This window comes from Holophagales bacterium, assembly GCA_016699405.1.
Taxonomy (GTDB): Bacteria; Acidobacteriota; Thermoanaerobaculia; order Multivoradales; family JAGPDF01; genus JAAYLR01.
Genome location: CP064972.1, coordinates 187,643 through 207,104 on the forward strand (window position 1 = coordinate 187,643; position 19,462 = coordinate 207,104).

Sequence of the window (19,462 nt, forward strand, 5' to 3'; positions counted from 1 at the left end):
CCGCCGCAAGGGAAGACGGCCAAGCCGAAGGTCAGCGACGGCGGGGCGTCGACTCCGCGTCCCGGGGTTCCTGGACCTGCACGCGCGTCGCGTCGCCCGCGCTGACCAACACCTCCTGGCATGAGCTGGGTCCGTCTTCGCCGACCACGCAGACGGTGTAGCGGCCCGCTTCGAGGCTGCGAACGAGGAGTTCGCCTGCGCCCGTCGCGTCGAGGGTGTCTTCCACCACACCCTGCCCCTCGAGCCTCAGCAGGTTGACCTCGGCTCCAGGCACAGCAAGAACAAACTCCGGACAGGGAGGCATGAGCCCCCCACACGGTCGCGGGTCGAGGGCGACTCGAAGCGAGCCAGCGGCGCTCGAGAGATCGATCCGCTGCTCGCGACGGCCGGCTTCCGACACGTCGATCGATCGCAGCGCCAGCGGTCGGCCGGGCGCCGACACCACGAGCGCGATCCGGCGGGCGCCGACCACGCATTCGAATCGGCCCGTCGCATCGGTCGTGGCCTGGCAGAGGTCCGCCCCGGGGAGCCCGCCGGGACCGGGCGTTTCCCAGCGCACCACGACGGTCGCGCCGGGGACCGGGGCTCCGTCCTGGAAGACCTGACCGTGGAATTCGCCGCGCGGATCGAGGACCAGCTCGACATTCAGGATCTCGCGCTCCGGCTCGAGCGTCAGCTCGCGACGCCGGCTCGCCGAGCCGTCCCACGCCTCGGCGTACAGGGAGATGCGGCCGGGGCGCAATCCGAGAATCTCGAACGTTCCGTTTTGCCGCGTGCGAACCTGTTGCCGCCCACCTCTCTCGTCCACTCGATCGATCTGGACCATCGCGAATGTCGGCTGGCCGGAGCGATCGACCACGCGTCCGACGACCCGCGTGTCGGGAGCCCGCACAACGATCTCCTGCGGCTCGTGATCGCTCGAGGCCTCGACCTCCACCGGGTCGACGCTGAGGAAGGTCGGCTCGAGCCGCGGGACCGACTTGGCCGGCGGCCCCTCGGCTTCGTCCCGCGACGCCTCTTGCGGCCAGCGCACCGAGACGCTCCACCTGCCCGCGTGCGGGAGGAAGCCCGTGAATCCCTCGCGCTCCTTCGCGTCGAAGAGAACCTTCACCGCGCAGGCATCCGCCCGCGGCAGCGCGCGGGACGCATCTCCCGGACGACTGCCGAAGAGGACCTGAGCGGCGACCGGCCGCTCGCCGATCACCACGCGCCCGCGGATCGGCACGAGGCGAAGGGCGACCGTCACGAGCGTCTGCTCTCTCAGGTCAACCTCTCGCTGCCGCCACCAAGGGAAACCCTGTTTGTCGAAGATCCCCACCTCGTAGACCGCCGCCGGCTGCGGCGAGCTCTTCCAGTTGCCCGCGGCATCGGCCGTGGAGCGTTCGACCACAGCCATCCTCGTCACTCCAAGCTCCGTTCGCTCCTGGCTGAGCCACACTACCCACGGCTCGCCCGAGGGCGAGACCGGTGGATTCACCGACACCGCGAGGGCGACCTCGGGCAGCAACTCGATCGCTCCGAGATCGATCGTCTCGCCGTGCGTGAACGCGACGGGCAGCTCCCGCGACAATCCGGAGCCGGTTGCGAGGCGCACCATCGCGGGTCCGGCCGGCAGTGCACCGAGTCGGAAGGCGCCCGAGTCGAGATCCGCCGTGGACTCGGCGATCTCGACGCGTCGGTCGACCGGACGAGTGCCGCGATCCAGGATCGTCACCGCGACAGTCACGCCGACCTCCTGGCGCGCCATGCCGGTCACCGCTCCGCGAAGCTGCGCCGAACGAACCAGGCGTAGCGTCGGAACGACGAGCGGACGGGCCGCGGTGGCCTCCGCCGCGGGCACGAGGACGAGCGCCCCGCCCGGGAGCTCGATCGCCGCGTCTCGCCGGCCGACCGGCAACGGACACCGCAGACGCGCCTGCTCTTGTCGGCAGGCGAGGGCGAAGCGCAAGCGGCTCCCTTCATCCCCTGGCCGCACTTCGGAAGAGAAACGAATCCGGATCGGCGTCTCCGCGGCGGGCCGACTCGGCGGGTAGGGCCACGGCGCGTCGAGCGCGGCTAGCGCCTGCAGGCGACAGGACCCGCCGCCGGGGTTCTGGTCGAGGTCGAGGCCACACCAGAGCCCCTCCCCCTCGACACTCACCGCGACCGGTCGCGGGCCGTCCACCGGCACGCCGACTGACGTCGGCGCAGTCACCAGCGCCTCGCTCGCCACGACACCCCCGGCCTTCCACCAGGTCACCTTCACCGGCGTCGCCGGCGGCGCTGTCACGTCGATCGTTCCGGCTCGTGTCGCTGCCGCGCCAAGAGTGCAGAGCGCACCGATGAGAAGACGTGCGCTCCGACTTCTTCGATCCCCTGACCGCATCGCGCCTCCAAGGGGCTGAGCCCAGGTCGCCTTCGGATCCTCCCGGGCGGGTCCTCCATCGACCGCTGCACCACGCTATCGGAGCCCGACCGCGGAGGGTACCGGCTCTCCACTTCCTACGAACGGCACCGACCGAGCGTCCCGCTTGACCCGCGCGCGTCGCAGGCGAACAATCGCGGCACGAATGCGCCCGATCACCCTCTCTCCGTCCGGCTTCGTCGTCCGCGTCCAGGACTTGCCAGGACGAGGAACGCCGCTGCTCTTCGTCCACGGGCTCGGCTGTGCGTCGTCCTGCGACTATCCGCGCGTGGTGGGGAGCCCGGCGCTCGCCGGGCGGCGGGCGCTGCTCGTCGACCTTCTCGGCTCGGGGTTCAGCGACAAGCCGGAGTCCTTCGACTACAGCGTCGAGGCACACGCCGGCGTCGTCGCGGCGATCGTGCGGCAGCTCGATCTTCGCGCGCTCGACCTCTACGGCCACAGCATGGGCGGATCGATCGCCATCGTCGCCGCCGCGCAGTTGAACGACCGCGTGCGCTCGCTGATCCTCTCCGAGCCGAACCTCGACGCCGGTGGCGGAACGTTCAGCCGCGCCATCGCGGCGCAGAGCGAGGAGGACTACGGTCGCTCCGGTCACACCGAAACGGTGCGAAGCGCCGCGGCGGCCGGCAACCTCGTCTGGAGCGGCTCGCTCGCCGTGACCTTGCCGCTCGCGGCCCATCGCGGCGCCGTCTCGCTCGTTCGCGGCGGCGCGCCGTCCTGGCGCTCCACCCTCGAACAGCTCACCATGCGACGCACGGTCCTCTTCGGCGTGCGCAGTCTGCCCGACGACGACACGGCACGGCTTCCGCGGTGCGGCGTCGAGGTTGCCTTGGTTGCCGACGCCGGGCACTCGATGGCATGGGAGAACCCCGACGGCCTGGCGAGCGCCATCGCCGCGGCCTCGTCGTCCGAGTCGCCCTGGGCGGCGTCGCCCGCAGACTGAGAGGCCGCTCGCCGCGAGTGCAGGAGGCGTCGCGCGCGAACGCGCGGGCAAGGCGAGGCTCTCGGCACCGCCTGGAGCCGTGATCGACGACGCCAGGCATCGGCCCATTCACACACGTCAGGCTCTTCGCCGGGCACATTACCGTGGTAATCGAAGAACATGAAGCTCGCCCTGTCGCGATTGACCTCGCAAGGACAAGTCTCGGTGCCGGCGGAAGCACGGCGGCGACTCGGCCTCGCTCCGGGCTCACTGCTCGAGTGGGAGGCCGAGGGCGACCTCGTCGTGGTGCGGCGCGGTCATCGCTACTCCTCGGCGGACCTGCACGCGACGCTCTTCCCCGAGGGCACGCCCGCTCCGCACAGCCTCCAGGAGATGAAGGAGGCTATCCGCCGCGCCGTGGCCAAGCGACATGCGCGCCGTTGACACGAACCTCCTCGTCAGGCTGCTGACCCGCGACGACCCGAATCGGGCGGCTACCGCCGAGCCGTTCGTCGCGAGCGGGGCCTGGGTGTCGCGCCTCGTCCTGGCGGAGACGACGTGGGTCCTGTCGACGGTCTATTCGAGAAGCTCCCGGCAGATCGCACACGCCGTCGCTCGACTGCTCGAGCACGAGAATCTGAGTCTGCAGGATCCCGACGTCGGCGCCGCGGCGCTCACTCGTCTTCAGCAGCGGCCGGCTCTCGGATTCTCCGATTGCCTGATCCTCGAGATCGCGCGCAAGGCCGGGCACTTGCCGCTCGGGACCTTCGATCGCGGTCTCGGGCGGCTCGAAGGCACGAACAAGGTGACGGGCTGATCGGCTCTACCAGGTCATGCGATAGAGCATCCAGTAGACGACGACGCCGGTGACCGAGACGTAGAGCCAGAGCGGGAGCGTCCAGCGAGCGATGGCGCGGTGTGCGGCGAAGCGGGACCTGAAGGCGCGGGAGAGGGTGACGAGGGCAAGCACCGGCACCGCTGCGGCGAGGACGGTGTGGGTGAGCAGCACACCGAGATAGAAGGTGCGAACGGCCCCCGTACCCGGAAAGCGAACCGAGCCGACCTGCGCGTGGTACACCAGATAGGAAACGAGGAAGGCGATCGAGCAGGCGAAGGCGGCGAGCATGACCCGCTGGTGCGCCGCGCGACGGCCGGCGCGAATCGACCGCCAGCCGACGACGAGGAGGATCGCCGCGGCAGAGTTGAGCGCCGCGTTGAGCGTCGGCAGATCGCCGACCGTCATCGACGCTCTCCCGCCGGCACCTTCTCGTCGAGAACGAGGGAGAGGTCGCCGAGGAGCTTGGCGAGCGCCTCCTCGTCGAAACCGTCGTAGTAGCCACGGATCCGGTTTGCCCCGTCGACGAGCACGAAGCGCGTCGAATGCAGGATCGGCTCGCGCGGGTCGACGATCTGACCGGGTTCGGGGAGCGACGCGCTGACCTTGAAGCCGTCGCGGATCAGCGACAAGACGTCGTCGCGACGGCCGGTGAGGAACAGCCAGTCGCGGCCGTAGATCTGATAGCGGCCGGCGTACTCGAGCAGCACCTCCGGCGTGTCGAACTCGGGGTCGACGGAGATTGAGACGCTGCGCACGCTCTCCGGCAGGCGGGTGCGGAACTGCTTCATCTGCGCCGTCAGGCGCGGGCACGACAGCACGCAGCGCGTGAAAATGAAGTCGGCCACCCACGGCCGACCGGCCAGGTCGGCGCGTCGCACCGTGCCGCCGTCGCGCTCGACGAAAGCGAAGTCGGGGACCACGCCGAGCACCGGCGGCGGCGGAACCGCACGGCGCGCGCTCTCTTTCCAGGCGAGCAGCGCGAGCACCGGCACGGCGAGCGCGAGCAGGGCCCACACCGCGATGCGCAGGGCGCTGCGCCCGTCACTCATCGCGGCACGCCGACGCGGTCGAGCATCAGCACGACGAGCACGGCCGGCAGATAGAGCACCGAGAAGAGCAGCAGCCGGCGTGCGGAAAGCGGCGTCCGGTCGAAGGCGAACGCCCCGCTCGTCCCGACGAAGCCGAGTCCGAGCAGGAGCGCGCCGAGGGCGTAGAAGCCGCCGGCGAGCCCGAGCGCCGAAGGCATGAGACTCACCGGCAACAGCGCGGCGGCATAGAGCAGCGCCTGCCTCCCGACGCGTCCGCCCTCGGGATCGACGACCGAGAGCATCGGCATGCCGGCGCGCTCGTAGTCGGCCCGATAGAGCCAGGCGATCGCCAGGAAGTGCGGCAACTGCCAGAGGAAGAGCAGGGCGAAGAGCACCCACGCGCCGAGCTCCACTTCGCCACGCGCGCCGGCCCAGCCCATCATCGGCGGCGTCGCACCCGGGATCGCGCCGATCACCGTGGCGAGCGAGGTCACGCGCTTGAGCGGCGTGTAGACGAAGACGTACGCGGCGAGCGTCGCGGCGCCGAGCAGCGCGGTCAGCGCGTTGACCGCGAGCGTCAACTGCAACATGCCGGTGAAGGCGAGCAACGCCCCGAAGAGCAGGGCGAGATCGGACGGCATGCGGCCCGTCGGCAGCGGCCGGTCGGCGGTACGCCGCATCAGGCCGTCGCTCTGCCGCTCGAGCACCTGGTTGAGCGCCGACGCTCCGGCGGCGAGCAGCGCCGTGCCGGTCATCGTGTGCGCGAGGCGCAGCGCGTCGATCGACTCGCCGCTGCCGAGCGCGAAGCCGGCGCCGGCGGTGAGCGCGACCATCAGCGTGATGCGCGGCTTGGCCAGCTCGACGAAGTCGGCGGGGCGCAACGTGGCGACGGCGGCCGCTTCTCTGGACATCGAGATCTCTTCCTCTCGAACGGATCTTCCGCAGCTCGCGAAAGCCCGTGAAATCGCAGTCTAGCGCGAGTTTCGCGCCTGTCTCGCGGAGGAGCGAGTCCATCTCGCTCGGCGGACGATTCAAGAGCGCTCCAGGCCGATTTCTCGCCTTGCTATCTTCGCTCTCACTCCGGTATCTTTCGCCGTCGCCGCAGGAAGGGGTCTCCATGTCGCAACTGTTCCGTCGCAGCAGCAACGCGATCGCACGCGCCACGCTCGTCGGCGTCGTCGGCCTCGTGGGTGTCGCCGGCTGGGTGATCCTGACCTTGCCGCGCAGCCCGTGGGTGACGCGGCAGGAGGTCATCCTCAAGCAGCCGGTGCCGTTCAGCCACGACCATCATGTTGGGCAGATCGGCATCGACTGCCGCTATTGCCACACCGCCGTCGAGCGCTCCTCGTCGGCCGGCATTCCGCCCACCGCGACCTGCATGAACTGCCATTCGCAGATCTGGGCCCAGGCGCCGATGCTCGAGCCGGTGCGCGCGAGCCTCCGCACCAACCGGCCGCTCGAGTGGACGCGCGTTCACGACCTGCCCGAGTTCGTCTACTTCAACCATTCGATTCACGTCGCCAAGGGCGTCGGCTGCGAGACCTGCCACGGGCGCGTCGACAAGATGCCGCTCATGTGGCAGGCAAGCCCGCTGACCATGGAGTGGTGCCTCTCCTGCCACCGCGATCCGGTGAAGAACCTGCGGCCCCGCGAAGCGATGACGGCGATGGGCTGGGTCGCGCCCGAGAACCTGCCCGAGCTGCAGCGCGAGCTCGCCGCGAAGTACAACGTCAAGAGCAAGATGAGCTGCTCGACCTGTCACCGGTAGGACGCCCGGTGCATTCGAGCAAGGCATTCGAGCAAGGGGTCCGCGAGAGATGAGCGATCCGGCAGTCCACCCGTCCGCCACCGGCGGCAGCTGTCACGCCGAGGCCTCCCGTCCGGCCGCTGCCGGCGTCGCGCTCGACCTCGCTGCGGTCCGCGAGCGTCTCGCCGGCGCCCGCGGGCAGGCCTACTGGCGCAGCCTCGAGGAGGTTGCCGGGACCCCCGAGTTCGACGAGATGCTGCACCGCGAGTTCCCGCGCTTCGCCGCCGAATGGCCCGCCGGCGTGTCGCGTCGCAACTTCCTGCAGCTCGCCGCGGCTTCGCTCGGCCTCGCCGGACTGACCGCCTGCACGCGGCAGCCGCTCGAGAAGATCGTCCCCTACGTGCGCCAGCCGGAGGAGGTCGTCCCGGGTCGGCCGCTGCATTTCGCCACCGCCATGCCGCTCGCCGGCTTCGCCACCGGCCTGCTCGCCGAGAGCCACACCGGTCGCCCGACCAAGCTCGAAGGGAATCCCGAGCACCCGGCGAGCCTCGGGGCGAGCGACGCGGTGACCCAGGCGGCGATCCTCGGCCTCTACGACCCGGACCGCTCGCAGACGATCACCCGCCTCGGCCGCATCACCACCTGGGGCGAGTTGCTCAAGGAGATGACCGGGGTCGTCCTCGCCCAGCGCGCACTCGGCGGCGGCGGCCTGCGCATCCTCACGGGCGCGGTGACCTCGCCCTCGCTCGCGGCGCAGATCCAGGCCCTCCTCGCCGAGCTGCCCCAGGCGCGCTGGCACCAGTGGGAGCCGCTCGGCCGCGAGGCCTCGGGACGGGGCGCAGCGCTCGCCTTCGGCAGCCCGGCAAGCCTTCGCTTCGACCTCGAGCGGGCCGACGTCGTTCTCGCCGTCGAGAGCGACCTGCTCGCCACCGGCCCCTGGTGCGTGCGCCACGCCCGCGACTTCGCGACGCGCCGCAAGGTCGTCGCCGACGGGGCGATGAACCGTCTCTACGTCGTCGAGAGCTCGCCAACGCCGACCGGCTCGTCGGCCGATCATCGACTCGCCCTGCGGCCGACCGCGATGCCCGGCCTGCTGCTCGCCGTGGCCGCCGCGCTCGGCGTGCCCGGCGCCGCCGCGCCCCCGCTCTCCGCCGAGGCGGCGCGTTTCGCCGCGGCGGTGGCCAAGGACCTCGCGGCTCACCGCGGGCGAGCGCTCGTCGCCGTCGGCGAGACGATGCCCGCCGACGCGCACGTTCTCGCCCTGGCGATCAACGAGCGGCTGGCGAGCTTCGGCTCGACGCTTCTCGTCAGCGAGCCGGTCGAGGCACACGGCACCGACTACCTCGACTCGCTCACCCGGCTGGTGGCGGACCTCGAGAGCGGCCAGGTCGACACCCTGGTGATCCTCGGCACCAACCCGGTCTACGACGCGCCCGCCGACCTCGGCGTCGCCCACGCCATCGACAAGGCGCGCCTGCGCATCCACCATGGCCTCTACGCCGACGAGACGGCGGCCCATTGCCACTGGCACGTGCCGGCGACCCACTTCCTCGAAGGCTGGGCCGACGCGCGCGCGCTCGACGGGACGGCCACGCTGATCCAGCCGCTCATCGAGCCGCTCTACGGCGGCAAGACCGAGATCGAAGTCGTCGCCGCCCTTGCCGGACGCGCCGACCTGAGCGCCTACGACCTGATTCACGACCACTGGCGCGCGCAGCTTGCCGGCTCGGAGGAGACCTTCCGCAAGGCCCTTCACGACGGCGTCGTCCCGGGCACCGCGGCCCCGGCCAGGGCGGCGGCGGTCGCGCCGGCGGCCCTCGCCGCGGCGATCTCGGCGCTCTCGACCACCGCGGCGCCGGGAAGCGGTTTCGAGCTGGCGTTGCGCGCCGACCCGAACGTGTTCGACGGCCGTTTCGCCAACAACGGCTGGCTCCAGGAGCTGCCGCGACCGATCACCAAGCTCGTCTGGGACAACGTCTTCTTCGTCTCGCCGCGCACCGCCGAGCAGCTCGGCGTCGCCAGCCAGGACGTGCTCGAGGTCGCAGCGCCCGGCGGCCGCGTGCTGCGCGGCCCGGCATGGATCCTGCCCGGCCAGGCCGACGAGGTGCTGACCACCCACTTCGGCTACGGTCGCAAGGCGATCGGTCGCGTCGCCGACGGCGTCGGCTTCGACGCCTACGCGGCCCAGACCGCGGCAACTCGCTGGGGAACGGCCGGCGTGTCGGTGCAGCGCACCGGCGATCGCCAGGAGCTCGCCACCACCCAGGGCCACCACAACATCGAGTACACCCGGCTCGAAGGCGAAGAGGCCGAAAAGCGCCATCTGGTGCGCGAGGCGACGCTCGCCGAGTTCCTCGCCAACCCGCACTTCGCCCAGGAGCACGAGGGCGAAGTCGACCCGAACCTCTCCTTCAACAAGGCGTTCCGCTACGACGGCTACGCCTGGGGCCTGACCATCGACCTCTCGGCCTGCACCGGCTGCAACGCCTGCGTCGTCGCCTGCCAGGCCGAGAACAACATCCCGGTGGTCGGCCGCGAACAGGTCCGGATCGGCCGCGAGATGCACTGGATCCGCATCGACCGCTACTTCAAGGGTGGCATCGACGAGCCCGAGGGAATCGTCCACCAGCCGGTCACCTGCATGCAGTGCGAGCAGGCGCCCTGCGAGGTGGTCTGCCCGGTCGCCGCGACGACGCACAGCGACGAAGGCCTCAACGACATGGTCTACAACCGCTGCGTCGGCACCCGCTACTGCTCGAACAACTGCCCCTACAAGGTGCGGCGCTTCAACTTCCTGCTCTACCAGGACTGGGAGACGCCGTCGCTCGCTCTGCAGCGCAACCCTGACGTGACCGTGCGCAGCCGCGGCGTGATGGAGAAGTGCACCTACTGCGTGCAGCGGATCAACCACGTCCGCATCGACGCCGAGCGCGAGGGGCGGTCGATCCGCGACGGCGAGATCGTCACCGCCTGCCAGCAGTCCTGCCCGAGCCAGGCGATCAGCTTCGGCAACGTCAACGACCAGGCGTCCGAGGTCGCACGTCACAAGGCCGACCCGCGCAACTACGGCATCCTGACCGAGCTCGGGACCCGGCCACGTACCACCTACCTCGCCCGCGTCCGCAACCCCAACCCCGAGCTGGAGAGCGCCTGACATGAGCGTCGAGTCCACGCGACCGCCCCTCGCGGCGCCCGCCCAGTCGCCGATCATCGCCCCGGGGCACAGCGCCGGGAGCGTCACCGAGCGGATCAGCGGCATCGTCTTCGGCCGGATGCCGATCTGGTTCTGGGCCGCCTTCGGGGTGGCCCTCGTCGGCGTGCTCACCCTGTTCGGGGCGCTGACCAAGCTGGTCTTCACCGGCATCGGCATCTGGGGCAACACGCAGCCGATCGGCTGGGGCTTCGACATCATCAACTTCGTCTGGTGGATCGGCATCGGTCACGCCGGCACGCTGATCTCGGCGATCCTGCTGCTGCTGCGGCAGAGCTGGCGCACCTCGATCAACCGTTTCGCCGAGGCGATGACGCTCTTCGCGGTGGCCTGCGCGGCGATGTACCCGCTCTTCCACACCGGACGGCCGTGGCTCGCGGTCTACTGGCTGTTCCCGTACCCCAACACCATGAACGTCTGGCCGAACTTCCGCAGCCCGCTGATCTGGGACGTCTTCGCGGTCTCGACCTACGCCACGGTGTCGCTGCTCTTCTGGTTCGTCGGCCTCATCCCCGACCTGGCGACCCTGCGCGACCGCGCCACCCACGGCGTGCAGCGCTTCGTCTACGGCGTACTGTCGATGGGATGGCGCGGCTCGGCCGCCCACTGGCACAACTACGAGTCGGCCTACCTGCTGCTCGCCGGCCTCTCGACGCCGCTGGTGCTCTCGGTGCACACCATCGTCAGCTTCGACTTCGCCGTCGGCCAGCTGCCGGGCTGGCACGCGACGATCTTCCCTCCCTACTTCGTCGCCGGTGCGGTCTTCGCCGGCTTCGCGATGGTGCTGACGCTGTCGATTCCGCTGCGCCGCCTCTTCCACCTCGAGGACTTCATCACCCTGCGCCACCTGCAGAACATGGGCAAGGTGATGCTGTTGACCGGCCTGGTGGTCTTCTACGGCTACATGGTCGAGATCTTCACCGCCTGGTACAGCGGCAATCTCTACGAGGCGTTCATGGTGAAGAACCGGATCACCGGCCCGTACGGCTGGATCTGGTTCATGCTGATCCTCTGCAACGGCCTGATCCCCCAGCTCCTCTGGTCGCGGCGCTTCCGCACCTCCGAGCTCTGGCTGTGGCTCATCGCCATGGTGGTCAACGTCGGCATGTGGCTCGAGCGCTTCGTCATCATCGTCACCAGCCTGCACCGCGACTTCCTGCCGGCCTCGTGGGGCTTCTACTCGCCGACCCGCTGGGACTGGGCGACGTTCGTCGGCACGATCGGGCTCTTCCTCGCCCTGATCTTCCTGTTCATCCGCTTCCTGCCGATGATCTCGATCTTCGAGATGCGGACGCTGGTGCCCGAGGCCAAGGTCAAGGAGGCCCAGAAATGAGCGCTCACGCCGAGCCGCAAACCGACGGGCTGCACGGACTCCTCGCCGAGTTCGACTCGCCGCAGCGGCTGATCGACGCGGCCCACCGTGTCCACTCCGCCGGCTTCGTGAAGATCGACGCCTACACGCCGTTTCCCATCGAGGAGCTGTCGGAGGCGCTCGGCCACCACCACTCGAAAGTCCCGCTGCTGGTGCTCGGCGGCGGCCTCGTCGGGATGTTCGGGGGCATCGGCTTGCAGTTCTGGGTGTCCACCACCGCCTACCCGCTGAACATCGGCGGCAAGCCGTACTGGAGCTGGCCGGCGTTCATTCCGGTGACCTTCGAGACCACGGTGCTCTGCGCCGCGTTCGCCGCGGTGTTCGGCATGATGGCGCTCAACCGCCTGCCGCAACCGCATCATCCGGTCTTCAACGCGCCGCGCTTCGCGCTCGCCTCGCGCGACCGCTACTTCCTCTGCATCGAGGCCGAGGACCCGCTGTTCGACCGCGCCCGGACCCGGGAGCTGTTGCTCTCGCTCGCGGCCACGGAGGTGACGGAAGTTGCGCAGTAATCCAAGCCTGCCGCGAAGCCTGCGAGGCCCGAGGGCCGTCCGCTCCCTTGCCTGCGCCCTGCTCGCCGGGGCGGCGCTCGCCGGCGCGGGCTGCCGCCAGGACATGCACGACCAGCCGCGCCTCAAGCCGTTGCGCGAGAGCAGCTTCTTCGCCGACGGCTCGGGCGCCCGCCCGCTGCCGGCCCACGTCGTCTCGCGCGGCAACCTGCGCGCCGACGTCGTCTTCTACACCGGCAAGTGGCCCGACGGGCAGTTCGCCACCGCGCTGCCGCGCGAGACGCCGCTCTCGCGCGAGCTGCTGCTGCGCGGGCGCGAGCGCTACGACATCTTCTGCTCGCCGTGCCACGACGCCAGCGGCTCGGGGCGCGGCATGGTGGTGCGGCGCGGCTTCAAGCAGCCGCCCTCGTATCACATCGACCGCCTGCGCCAGCTGCCGGTGGGCTACTTCGTCGACGTGATGACCAACGGCTTCGGCGCGATGTCGAGCTACGCCAGCCAGATCCCGCCGGCCGACCGCTGGGCGATCGCCGCCTACGTGCGAGCGCTCCAGGCTTCCCAGTACAGCCCCGTCGCCGAGCTGCCGGCCGAGGACCGCGCCGCGCTCTCCGCCCTGCCGGCGCAACCCTGAGGCCCGACGAGACGCCATGGAACGATCCGCCCCTCTCTCTCTCGACCCGGCCGCCTGGGCGCCACCGGCCGACGTGCGCCGCTGGCAGACTCGCAGCCTCGCCGTCGGCGTCGTCGGTAGCGCCGCCTGCCTGGCCGGAGCCTTCCTGCAGCGGGAGCAGTTCTTCCGCTCCTATCTGGTGGGCTGGCTGCTCTGGCTGGGCGTCGCCGCCGGCTGTCTGGCGCTCGCGATGATCAACCACCTCTCGGGCGGCCAGTGGGGCCTGATGATCCGCCGCGTGCTCGAGGCCGCCACCCGCACCTTCCCGTTGCTCGCCCTCTTCGCCGTGCCGCTCGCGGCCGGCCTGCCGGCGGTCTACCTGTGGGCGCGCCCGGAGGCCGTCGCTGCCGACGAGCTCTTGCGCCACAAGGCCGCCTATCTCAACGTCCCGTTCTTCCTCGTCCGCACGGCCCTCTACCTCGCCGTGCTCGGTGGCCTCGCTTTCGTCCTCTCGCGCGCTTCGCGCCGCCAGGACGAGACGCGCGAGCCGGCCGCCCACGCGACGCTGAAGAAGGCGAGCGGTCTCGGTCTGGTGCTCTTCGTCCTGCTCGGGACCTTCGCGTCGATCGACTTCCTGATGTCGCTCGACCCGCACTGGTACTCGAGCCTCTACGGACCGATCTTCTTCACCGGCCAGGGCCTGTCGGCGCTCTGCTTCGCCATCGTCGTGGCCTGGCTGCTGGCCGGCCAGGCGCCGCTCGCCGGCGTCTTCGCCGCCAAGCACTTCCACGACTACGGCAAGCTTCTGCTGGCCTTCGTGATGTTCTGGACCTACCTGTCGATCTCGCAGTTCATCATCATGTGGCAGGCCAACATCCCGGAAGAGGTCGCCTGGTTCGACCACCGGATGCACGGAGGCTGGCAGGTGCTGGCGCTCGGCCTCATCCTGTTCCACTTCGCGTTCCCCTTCATGCTCCTGCTGTCGCGCAGTCTCAAGCGGCGCAAGGGCGCCCTCGCCGCCGTGGCGACGCTGCTCTTCGTCATGCGCTGGCTCGATCTCCACTGGCAGGCGGCGCCGACCTTCAGCCCGCACCACCTTGCCTTCCACTGGCTCGATCTCGCCGCGCCGCTCGCCGTCGGCGGCCTCTGGCTCGCCGCCTTCTTCCGCGAGCTCGGCAGGCGACCGCTGCTGCCGGTGGGGGATCCGGACATCCAGGAGGTCCTCGGCCATGGCTGAGCGGCACGATCCCGGCCACGCGCCGAACGATGCGCACGGAGAGGGCCACTCGGGCTTCGACGGCGAGCTGCAGATTCGCCCGATCCTCAAGGCGGGCCTCTGGACGATCGCCGTGTCCGCCGTCTCGTTCGTCGGCATGATCCTGCTCTATCGCGGCCTGAGCCAGGCCGAGCACCGCGCCGACCCGGCGGCTTCGCCGATCCCCGAGGCGTCGGTGCGCCAACTGCCGCCCGAGCCGCGCCTGCAACCGGCTCCGGAACGCGAGCTCGCGGCGCTGCGGCTCGAACAGAAGGCTCTTCTCGGCAGCTACGGCTGGGTCGACCGCCCGGCCGGGATCGCCCGCATTCCCATCGACCGCGCCATCGATCTGGTGGCTCAGCGCGGACTGCCGCAGCCGTCGCCGGTGTCGCCGGCTGCCGCCCCGGGAGCGGCGGCGAGCCGATGACCTCTCGCCTCGCCAGCGCGCTCGCCGCGCTCGTCGCCCTCGCCTCGACGCCCGCGGCGGCGCTTCCCCCCGACCTGCTCCGCAGCGAGCGGCCGGCCCAGGAGGCACCGACCGGCCCCCTCTCCGAGGTCGGCTTCGACCAGCGGCTCGGCGAGCGGGTGCCACTCGAGCTGCGTTTCCGCGACGAGAGCGGCCGCGAGCTCGCGCTCGGCGAGCTCTTCGGCAAGCGGCCCGTCGTCCTGGCCTTCATCTACCACTCGTGCCCGATGCTCTGCACGATGATCCAGAACGCCCTCGCATCGGCGCTCAAGCCCCTGCGCTTCGCGCCCGGGCAGGAGTTCGACGTCGTCCTGGTGAGCTTCGACCCGAAGGACACGCCGGCGAGCGCGGCGGCCAAGAAGGCCGAGATCCTCGCCCGCTACGGCCGCCCGGAGACCGCCGCCGGCTGGCATTTCCTCGTCGGGGGACAGGAGAGCATCCGGGCGCTCACCGCAGCGGCCGGTTTCCGCTACGCCGTCGACGAGAAGACCGGGCAGTTCGCCCACGCGAGCGGTGTCCTGGTGCTGACCCCCGACGGGCGCCTCGCCCGCTACCTCTACGGCATCGAGTACGCGCCGAAGGATCTGCGCCTCGCCGTGGTCGAGGCGGGCGACGGCAAGATCGGGGGCTTCGCCGAGCAGCTCCTGCTGCTCTGCTTCCACTATGACGCCAATCTCGGCAAGTACTCCGCCGTGTCGATGCTCACGCTGCGCATCGCGGCGGCGTTGACGGTCGTGGCACTCGCCTGCGTCATCGGTGCGCTCCTGCGCCGTGACGTGCGCGCCCGCCGCGCGGCCGCAGGAGGTCTCGCCTAGCAATGCAGCCGAAGATCCACCTCCTCCCGGAGCAGGCCTCCTCGCTCGCCGGACAGGTCGACTCGCTCTACCTCTGGCTGGTCGGGATCAGCGTCTTCTTCTCGCTGCTCATCGCCGCCCTCATCCTCGTCTTCGCGGTGCGCTACCGCCGTCGCGCCCCGCGCGAGGTGGGCAGCCGCTTCGACTCCTCGCTGCTGCTCGAGGTCACCTGGTCGGTGATCCCGCTGCTCATCGTGCTCGGCACCTTCTTCTGGGGGGCGAAGCTCTACTTCGGCATGTTCCGGCCGCCGGCCGACGCCGTCGAGTACTTCGTCACCGGCAAGCAGTGGATGTGGAAGATCCAGCATCCCACCGGCCAGCGCGAGATCAACCAGCTGCACGTGCCGATCGGCGTGCCGATCAAGCTGACGATGACCTCCGAGGACGTCATCCACAGCTTCTTCGTCCCGGCGTTCCGGGTGAAGGCCGACGTCCTCCCCGGCCGCTACACCACGCTCTGGTTCAAGGCGACGGAGAAGGGCACCTATCACCTCTTCTGTGCCGAGTACTGCGGCGCCGAGCACTCGAAGATGATCGGCCAGGTGGTGGTGATGGACCGCGAGGAGTACCAGGCCTGGCTCGCCGGCGGGGCGACGGGCGTGTCGATGGCGGCCGCGGGCGAGCAGCTCTTCACCCAGCTCGCCTGCTCGACCTGCCACAAGGCCGACGCGACCGGCCGCGGGCCCGTCCTCGTCGGCGTCTTCGGCTCGCAAGTGCGCCTGGCCAACGGCAGCACGCTGATCGCCGACGAGAACTACCTGCGCGAATCGATCCTCAACCCGATGGCCAAGGTGGTCTACGGCTATCAGCCGGTGATGCCGACCTACCAGGGCCAGCTCAGCGAAGAGGGCCTGCTGCAGTTGATCAGCTACCTGAAGACCCAGAAGGTGCCGCCGAGCGCGCCGGAGCCGCCCGCCGCCGGAGCTCCCACCGCCGCCGGGAAGGGGGCCGCGCGATGACCGCCGCCGACACCGCCGCGAAGACGCCGGCGATCAACTACCTCAACGCCGAGCACGGCCTGCTCTCGTGGCTCCTCACGCGGGACCACAAGCGCATCGCCTTGCTCTACCTGCTCTCGGTGACCTTCTTCTTCGCCATCGGCGGTCTCTTCGCCGCCGGCATCCGCCTCGAGCTGCTGACCCCGCAGGGCGATCTCTTCCAGCCCGACACCTACAACCGGGTGTTCACCATGCACGGGGTCATGATGGTCTTCTTCTTCCTGATCCCGGCGATTCCGGCGATCTTCGGGAACTTCTTGATCCCGATCATGATCGGCGCCAAGGATCTGGCCTTCCCGCGCCTCAACCTGGCGAGCTGGTACATCTACATGGTCGGGGGGATCTTCTCCCTCTACGCCCTCGCCCACGGCGGCGTCGACACCGGCTGGACGTTCTACACCCCGTTCTCCACCGCCTACTCGAACAGCTACGTCGTCGCCACCGGCCTCGGCATCTTCATCAACGGCTTCTCCGGCATCCTCACCGGGCTCAACTTCATCGTCACCATCCACCGCATGCGGGCCCCCGGGATGACCTGGTTCCGCCTGCCGCTGTTCGTCTGGAGCCACTACGCCACCAGCCTCATCCAGGTGCTGGCGACTCCCGTCCTGGCGATCACGGTCGCCCTGCTCGCCCTCGAGCGACTCTTCCAGCTCGGCATCTTCGATCCGGCCAAGGGCGGCGACCCGGTGCTCTTCCAGCACCTGTTCTGGTTCTACTCGCACCCGGCGGTGTACATCATGATCCTGCCGGCGATGGCGGTGATCTCCGAGCTCATCGCCGCCTTCGCCCGCAAGCGGATCTTCGGCTACAGCTTCGTCGCCTTCGCCTCGCTCGGCATCGCGGTGCTCGGCTTCCTGGTCTGGGGCCATCACATGTTCGTCTCCAGCCAGTCGGTCTATGCCGGAACGGTCTTCTCGGTGCTGACGATGCTGGTGGCCATCCCGTCGGCGGTGAAGGTGTTCAACTGGACCGCCACGCTCTACCAGGGCTCGGTCTCCTGGGAGACGCCGATGATGTACGCCATCGGCTTCATGGGCCTCTTTGCCATCGGCGGCCTGACGGGCGTCTTCCTCGGCACGCTGGGCCTCGACGTTCACGTGCACGACACCTACTTCGTCGTCGCGCACTTCCACTACGTGATGGTGGGCGGCACGATCATGGCCTACCTCGGGGCGATCCACTACTGGTGGCCGAAGATGACCGGCCGCCTCTACCCCGAGTTCTGGGGCAAGCTCTCGGCCGGCTTGGTCTTCGTCGGCTTCAACCTGACCTTCTTCCCGCAGTTCCTCCTCGGCTACATGGGGATGCCACGCCGCTACCACGCCTACCCCGAGGAGTTCCAGGTGCTCAACGTCCTCTCGTCGGCGGGAGCGACAGTACTCGGCCTCGGCTACGGACTGCCGCTGGTCTACCTCCTCTGGTCGCTCAAGTCCGGCAAGCGCGCCGGAGCGAACCCGTGGGGCGCCATCGGCCTCGAGTGGGAGATCCCCTCGCCGCCGCCGACCGAGAACTTCCTCGTCACGCCGATCGTCACGCACGAGGCGTACGACTACGCCTACCGCGGCCAGGCGCCGATCGTCGACATCGTGCCCGACACGCCCGACGACGGTGGAACCGGCAGCACGCCGGCCGCCTACTGACCTCGACCGCAGGAGAGCCACGACGGTGTCCCGCAACCACCACGCCGCCCTCGCGCACCATTTCGACTCGCTCGAGCAGCAGCGCGAGTCGTCCACCCTCGGGATGTGGCTGTTCCTGGTCAACGAGGTGATGTTCTTCGGCGGCCTCTTCGCGGCCTACATCGTCTACCGCTCGGCCCGGCCCGAGGCCTTCGTCGCCGGCAGTCACGAGCTCGACATCACCCTCGGGCTGATCAACACGGGCGTCCTCATCGGCAGCTCGCTGACCATGGCGCTCGGCGTGCGCGCCGCGCAACTCGGCAAGCGCCGGCAGCTGCTCGGCTTCCTCGCTGCCACCGGCATCCTCGGCATCGTCTTCCTCGGCATCAAGGCGGTCGAGTACACCGCCAAGTGGCACCATCACCTGATCCCGGGCCCGCACTTCCACTTCGAGGGACCGCTGGGCGACCAGGTGCAGATGTTCTTTTCCCTCTATTTCGCGATGACCGGCATGCACGCCCTGCACATGATCGTCGGGCTCGGCCTGCTCGTCTGGATCTTCGTCGACTCTTACCGCGGCCGGTTCAGCCCGGAGTACTACAACCCGGTGGAGAACTTCGGGCTCTACTGGCACTTCGTCGACATCATCTGGATCTTCCTCTTCCCGCTGCTCTACCTGATCGGTCGGCACTGACCCGGCGAGGAGCGCGAACGCCATGTCGAACCACGTCGTCCCTCTCCGCGTCTACTTCTCGGTCTTCGGCGCCCTCATGGTGCTGACCGCCATCACCGTCGCCGTCGCCTTCTTCGACCTCGGCGTGCTCAACAATGTCGTGGCGCTCGGCATCGCCGGTTTCAAGGCGACGCTGGTGATCCTCTACTTCATGCACGTCCGCTACAGCGGACGGTTGATCCCGATCGTCGTCGGCAGCTCGCTGCTCTGGCTGATGATCCTGCTCGCCTTCACCCTCGCCGACTACTTCACGCGCGGCTGGATGGGGGCCGGATCGTCCTGGCTGTAGGATCGCTGCGCCGGCGCGGGGGCGCCGTGCCTGCCATGGGCCCCAACGACACCCTTCTCGACCTGCTGCTCGAGGCGCAGGCGCTCGATCGCGTCGACCGCGCCGGCTACGCCTTGCGCGGCGTGCCCGATCCGGAGAGCGTCGCCGAGCACTCCTACCAGGTTGCCCTGGCGGTCTGGGCCCTCGCCCCGCTCGACTCCGGCCTCGACGGCGCTCGCGCCGTGGAGATCGCTCTCCTCCACGACCTCGCCGAGGTCCGCACCGGCGATCTGCCCCGCAACGCCGCCCGCTACCTCCCGGACGGCGCCAAGCACACCGCGGAGCGGGCGGCCTTCGCCGAGCTCGCCGCTCCGGCCGGCGCGCGCGCCATCTCCCGCTTCGAGGAGTACCTCGCCGCGAGCTCGCCGGAGGCGCGATTCGTCCGCGCCTGCGACAAGCTGCAGCTCATGGTGAAGGTGCTGGTCTACGAAAGGTGGGGCTGTGCCGGGCTCGCCGAGTTCTGGAACCACGCCGGCAACTTCCCCGACACGAACGAGTTCCCGCTCTTCGGCGAGCTCGTCACCGAGCTGCGGGCCCGGCGCGCCGCGCTCGACCGCACCTGACG

20 protein-coding genes are annotated in these 19,462 nt (G+C 69.8%); 16 read left to right on the top strand and 4 right to left on the bottom strand.

The genetic code is table 11. From position 1 onward, the window contains the following. Nucleotides 1–31 precede the first annotated feature (31 nt). Nucleotides 32–2,269, bottom strand: a complete 2,238-nt coding sequence (locus tag IPJ17_00815) for a carboxypeptidase regulatory-like domain-containing protein (protein QQR74176.1) — start codon at nt 2,267–2,269, stop codon at nt 32–34. A gap of 280 nt (nt 2,270–2,549) precedes the next feature. Between IPJ17_00815 and IPJ17_00820 the strand changes: the two genes are divergently transcribed. The 3 genes from IPJ17_00820 to IPJ17_00830 all read left to right on the top strand — a co-directional run bounded on the left by IPJ17_00820 (nt 2,550) and on the right by IPJ17_00830 (nt 4,143). Continuing rightward, nucleotides 2,550–3,347, top strand: a complete 798-nt coding sequence (locus tag IPJ17_00820; GenBank protein ID QQR74177.1) for an alpha/beta fold hydrolase — start codon at nt 2,550–2,552, stop codon at nt 3,345–3,347. 159 nt (nt 3,348–3,506) lie between these two features. Beyond that, a complete protein-coding gene (locus tag IPJ17_00825; protein QQR74178.1) occupies nt 3,507–3,770 on the top strand; it encodes an AbrB/MazE/SpoVT family DNA-binding domain-containing protein in 264 nt (87 codons plus the stop codon). Then, nucleotides 3,757–4,143, top strand: coding sequence for a type II toxin-antitoxin system VapC family toxin (locus tag IPJ17_00830; GenBank protein QQR74179.1), 387 nt, complete (start codon nt 3,757–3,759; stop codon nt 4,141–4,143). Before IPJ17_00825 ends, IPJ17_00830 begins: the two co-directional genes overlap by 14 nt. A 6-nt stretch (nt 4,144–4,149) precedes the next feature. Here IPJ17_00830 and IPJ17_00835 read toward each other — a convergent pair whose 3' ends face one another. From IPJ17_00835 to cyoE, 3 genes are read right to left on the bottom strand one after another with little or no spacing between them, the layout of a single operon-like run. Continuing rightward, nucleotides 4,150–4,569, bottom strand: coding sequence for a DUF420 domain-containing protein (locus IPJ17_00835; GenBank protein ID QQR74180.1), 420 nt, complete (start codon nt 4,567–4,569; stop codon nt 4,150–4,152). After that, the gene (locus tag IPJ17_00840; GenBank protein QQR74181.1) at nt 4,566–5,213 is read right to left on the bottom strand and encodes an SCO family protein; all 648 of its coding nucleotides are present in this window, start codon (nt 5,211–5,213) and stop codon (nt 4,566–4,568) included. The genes IPJ17_00835 and IPJ17_00840 overlap by 4 nt, the downstream gene beginning before the upstream one ends. After that, nucleotides 5,210–6,103, bottom strand: coding sequence for a protoheme IX farnesyltransferase (cyoE, locus tag IPJ17_00845; GenBank protein QQR74182.1), 894 nt, complete (start codon nt 6,101–6,103; stop codon nt 5,210–5,212). The genes IPJ17_00840 and cyoE overlap by 4 nt, the downstream gene beginning before the upstream one ends. A gap of 206 nt (nt 6,104–6,309) precedes the next feature. On the opposite strand from cyoE, the gene IPJ17_00850 reads away from it, so the two are divergent. The 13 genes from IPJ17_00850 to IPJ17_00910 all read left to right on the top strand — a co-directional run bounded on the left by IPJ17_00850 (nt 6,310) and on the right by IPJ17_00910 (nt 19,460). Further along, nucleotides 6,310–6,960 carry a cytochrome c3 family protein gene (locus IPJ17_00850; protein QQR74183.1) on the top strand — a complete coding sequence of 217 codons (651 nt, stop codon included), beginning with the start codon at nt 6,310–6,312 and terminating at the stop codon, nt 6,958–6,960. A 49-nt stretch (nt 6,961–7,009) separates the two neighbouring features. After that, on the top strand, nt 7,010–10,093 hold the full coding sequence (locus tag IPJ17_00855) for a TAT-variant-translocated molybdopterin oxidoreductase (protein QQR74184.1): 3,084 nt from the start codon (nt 7,010–7,012) through the stop codon (nt 10,091–10,093). Between the two features lies 1 nt (nt 10,094). Then, nucleotides 10,095–11,483, top strand: a complete 1,389-nt coding sequence (nrfD, locus tag IPJ17_00860) for a polysulfide reductase NrfD (GenBank protein QQR74185.1) — start codon at nt 10,095–10,097, stop codon at nt 11,481–11,483. Continuing rightward, the gene (locus IPJ17_00865; protein QQR74186.1) at nt 11,480–12,034 is read left to right on the top strand and encodes a DUF3341 domain-containing protein; all 555 of its coding nucleotides are present in this window, start codon (nt 11,480–11,482) and stop codon (nt 12,032–12,034) included. The genes nrfD and IPJ17_00865 overlap by 4 nt, the downstream gene beginning before the upstream one ends. A gap of 103 nt (nt 12,035–12,137) precedes the next feature. Further along, entirely contained in the window at nt 12,138–12,662 is a 525-nt protein-coding gene (locus IPJ17_00870; protein ID QQR76049.1) for a cytochrome c, read from the top strand. A 16-nt stretch (nt 12,663–12,678) separates the two neighbouring features. Continuing rightward, nucleotides 12,679–13,878, top strand: a complete 1,200-nt coding sequence (locus IPJ17_00875) for a hypothetical protein (GenBank protein QQR74187.1) — start codon at nt 12,679–12,681, stop codon at nt 13,876–13,878. Next, a complete protein-coding gene (locus IPJ17_00880) occupies nt 13,871–14,323 on the top strand; it encodes a hypothetical protein (protein ID QQR74188.1) in 453 nt (150 codons plus the stop codon). The genes IPJ17_00875 and IPJ17_00880 overlap by 8 nt, the downstream gene beginning before the upstream one ends. After that, complete coding sequence (locus tag IPJ17_00885) at nt 14,320–15,177, top strand: SCO family protein (GenBank protein QQR74189.1); 858 nt, start codon at nt 14,320–14,322, stop codon at nt 15,175–15,177. The genes IPJ17_00880 and IPJ17_00885 overlap by 4 nt, the downstream gene beginning before the upstream one ends. A gap of 2 nt (nt 15,178–15,179) precedes the next feature. Next, nucleotides 15,180–16,175, top strand: a complete 996-nt coding sequence (gene coxB, locus IPJ17_00890) for a cytochrome c oxidase subunit II (protein ID QQR74190.1) — start codon at nt 15,180–15,182, stop codon at nt 16,173–16,175. Beyond that, entirely contained in the window at nt 16,172–17,857 is a 1,686-nt protein-coding gene (gene ctaD / locus IPJ17_00895) for a cytochrome c oxidase subunit I (GenBank protein ID QQR74191.1), read from the top strand. Before coxB ends, ctaD begins: the two co-directional genes overlap by 4 nt. A gap of 103 nt (nt 17,858–17,960) precedes the next feature. Next, nucleotides 17,961–18,530, top strand: coding sequence for a cytochrome c oxidase subunit 3 family protein (locus IPJ17_00900; GenBank protein ID QQR76050.1), 570 nt, complete (start codon nt 17,961–17,963; stop codon nt 18,528–18,530). Nucleotides 18,531–18,552: 22 nt separating this feature from the next. Then, on the top strand, nt 18,553–18,858 hold the full coding sequence (locus IPJ17_00905) for a cytochrome C oxidase subunit IV family protein (protein ID QQR74192.1): 306 nt from the start codon (nt 18,553–18,555) through the stop codon (nt 18,856–18,858). A gap of 35 nt (nt 18,859–18,893) precedes the next feature. After that, a complete protein-coding gene (locus IPJ17_00910; protein QQR74193.1) occupies nt 18,894–19,460 on the top strand; it encodes an HD domain-containing protein in 567 nt (188 codons plus the stop codon). The last annotated feature ends 2 nt before the right edge of the window (nt 19,461–19,462 follow it).

What these genes read in the sequence shown, in the direction of transcription:
- IPJ17_00820 (QQR74177.1), top strand. Translation starts at nt 2,550, where the DNA reads ATGCGCCCGATCACCCTCTCTCCGTCCGGCTTCGTCGTCCGCGTCCAG.
- IPJ17_00835 (QQR74180.1), bottom strand. Translation starts at nt 4,569, where the DNA reads ATGACGGTCGGCGATCTGCCGACGCTCAACGCGGCGCTCAACTCTGCC.
- IPJ17_00905 (QQR74192.1), top strand. Translation starts at nt 18,553, where the DNA reads ATGTCGAACCACGTCGTCCCTCTCCGCGTCTACTTCTCGGTCTTCGGC.
- ctaD (QQR74191.1), top strand. Translation starts at nt 16,172, where the DNA reads ATGACCGCCGCCGACACCGCCGCGAAGACGCCGGCGATCAACTACCTC.
- nrfD (QQR74185.1), top strand. Translation starts at nt 10,095, where the DNA reads ATGAGCGTCGAGTCCACGCGACCGCCCCTCGCGGCGCCCGCCCAGTCG.
- coxB (QQR74190.1), top strand. Translation starts at nt 15,180, where the DNA reads ATGCAGCCGAAGATCCACCTCCTCCCGGAGCAGGCCTCCTCGCTCGCC.
- cyoE (QQR74182.1), bottom strand. Translation starts at nt 6,103, where the DNA reads ATGTCCAGAGAAGCGGCCGCCGTCGCCACGTTGCGCCCCGCCGACTTC.
- IPJ17_00910 (QQR74193.1), top strand. Translation starts at nt 18,894, where the DNA reads ATGGGCCCCAACGACACCCTTCTCGACCTGCTGCTCGAGGCGCAGGCG.
- IPJ17_00850 (QQR74183.1), top strand. Translation starts at nt 6,310, where the DNA reads ATGTCGCAACTGTTCCGTCGCAGCAGCAACGCGATCGCACGCGCCACG.
- IPJ17_00870 (QQR76049.1), top strand. Translation starts at nt 12,138, where the DNA reads ATGCACGACCAGCCGCGCCTCAAGCCGTTGCGCGAGAGCAGCTTCTTC.
- IPJ17_00830 (QQR74179.1), top strand. Translation starts at nt 3,757, where the DNA reads ATGCGCGCCGTTGACACGAACCTCCTCGTCAGGCTGCTGACCCGCGAC.
- IPJ17_00885 (QQR74189.1), top strand. Translation starts at nt 14,320, where the DNA reads ATGACCTCTCGCCTCGCCAGCGCGCTCGCCGCGCTCGTCGCCCTCGCC.
- IPJ17_00825 (QQR74178.1), top strand. Translation starts at nt 3,507, where the DNA reads ATGAAGCTCGCCCTGTCGCGATTGACCTCGCAAGGACAAGTCTCGGTG.
- IPJ17_00875 (QQR74187.1), top strand. Translation starts at nt 12,679, where the DNA reads ATGGAACGATCCGCCCCTCTCTCTCTCGACCCGGCCGCCTGGGCGCCA.
- IPJ17_00855 (QQR74184.1), top strand. Translation starts at nt 7,010, where the DNA reads ATGAGCGATCCGGCAGTCCACCCGTCCGCCACCGGCGGCAGCTGTCAC.
- IPJ17_00900 (QQR76050.1), top strand. Translation starts at nt 17,961, where the DNA reads ATGTGGCTGTTCCTGGTCAACGAGGTGATGTTCTTCGGCGGCCTCTTC.
- IPJ17_00840 (QQR74181.1), bottom strand. Translation starts at nt 5,213, where the DNA reads ATGAGTGACGGGCGCAGCGCCCTGCGCATCGCGGTGTGGGCCCTGCTC.
- IPJ17_00880 (QQR74188.1), top strand. Translation starts at nt 13,871, where the DNA reads ATGGCTGAGCGGCACGATCCCGGCCACGCGCCGAACGATGCGCACGGA.
- IPJ17_00865 (QQR74186.1), top strand. Translation starts at nt 11,480, where the DNA reads ATGAGCGCTCACGCCGAGCCGCAAACCGACGGGCTGCACGGACTCCTC.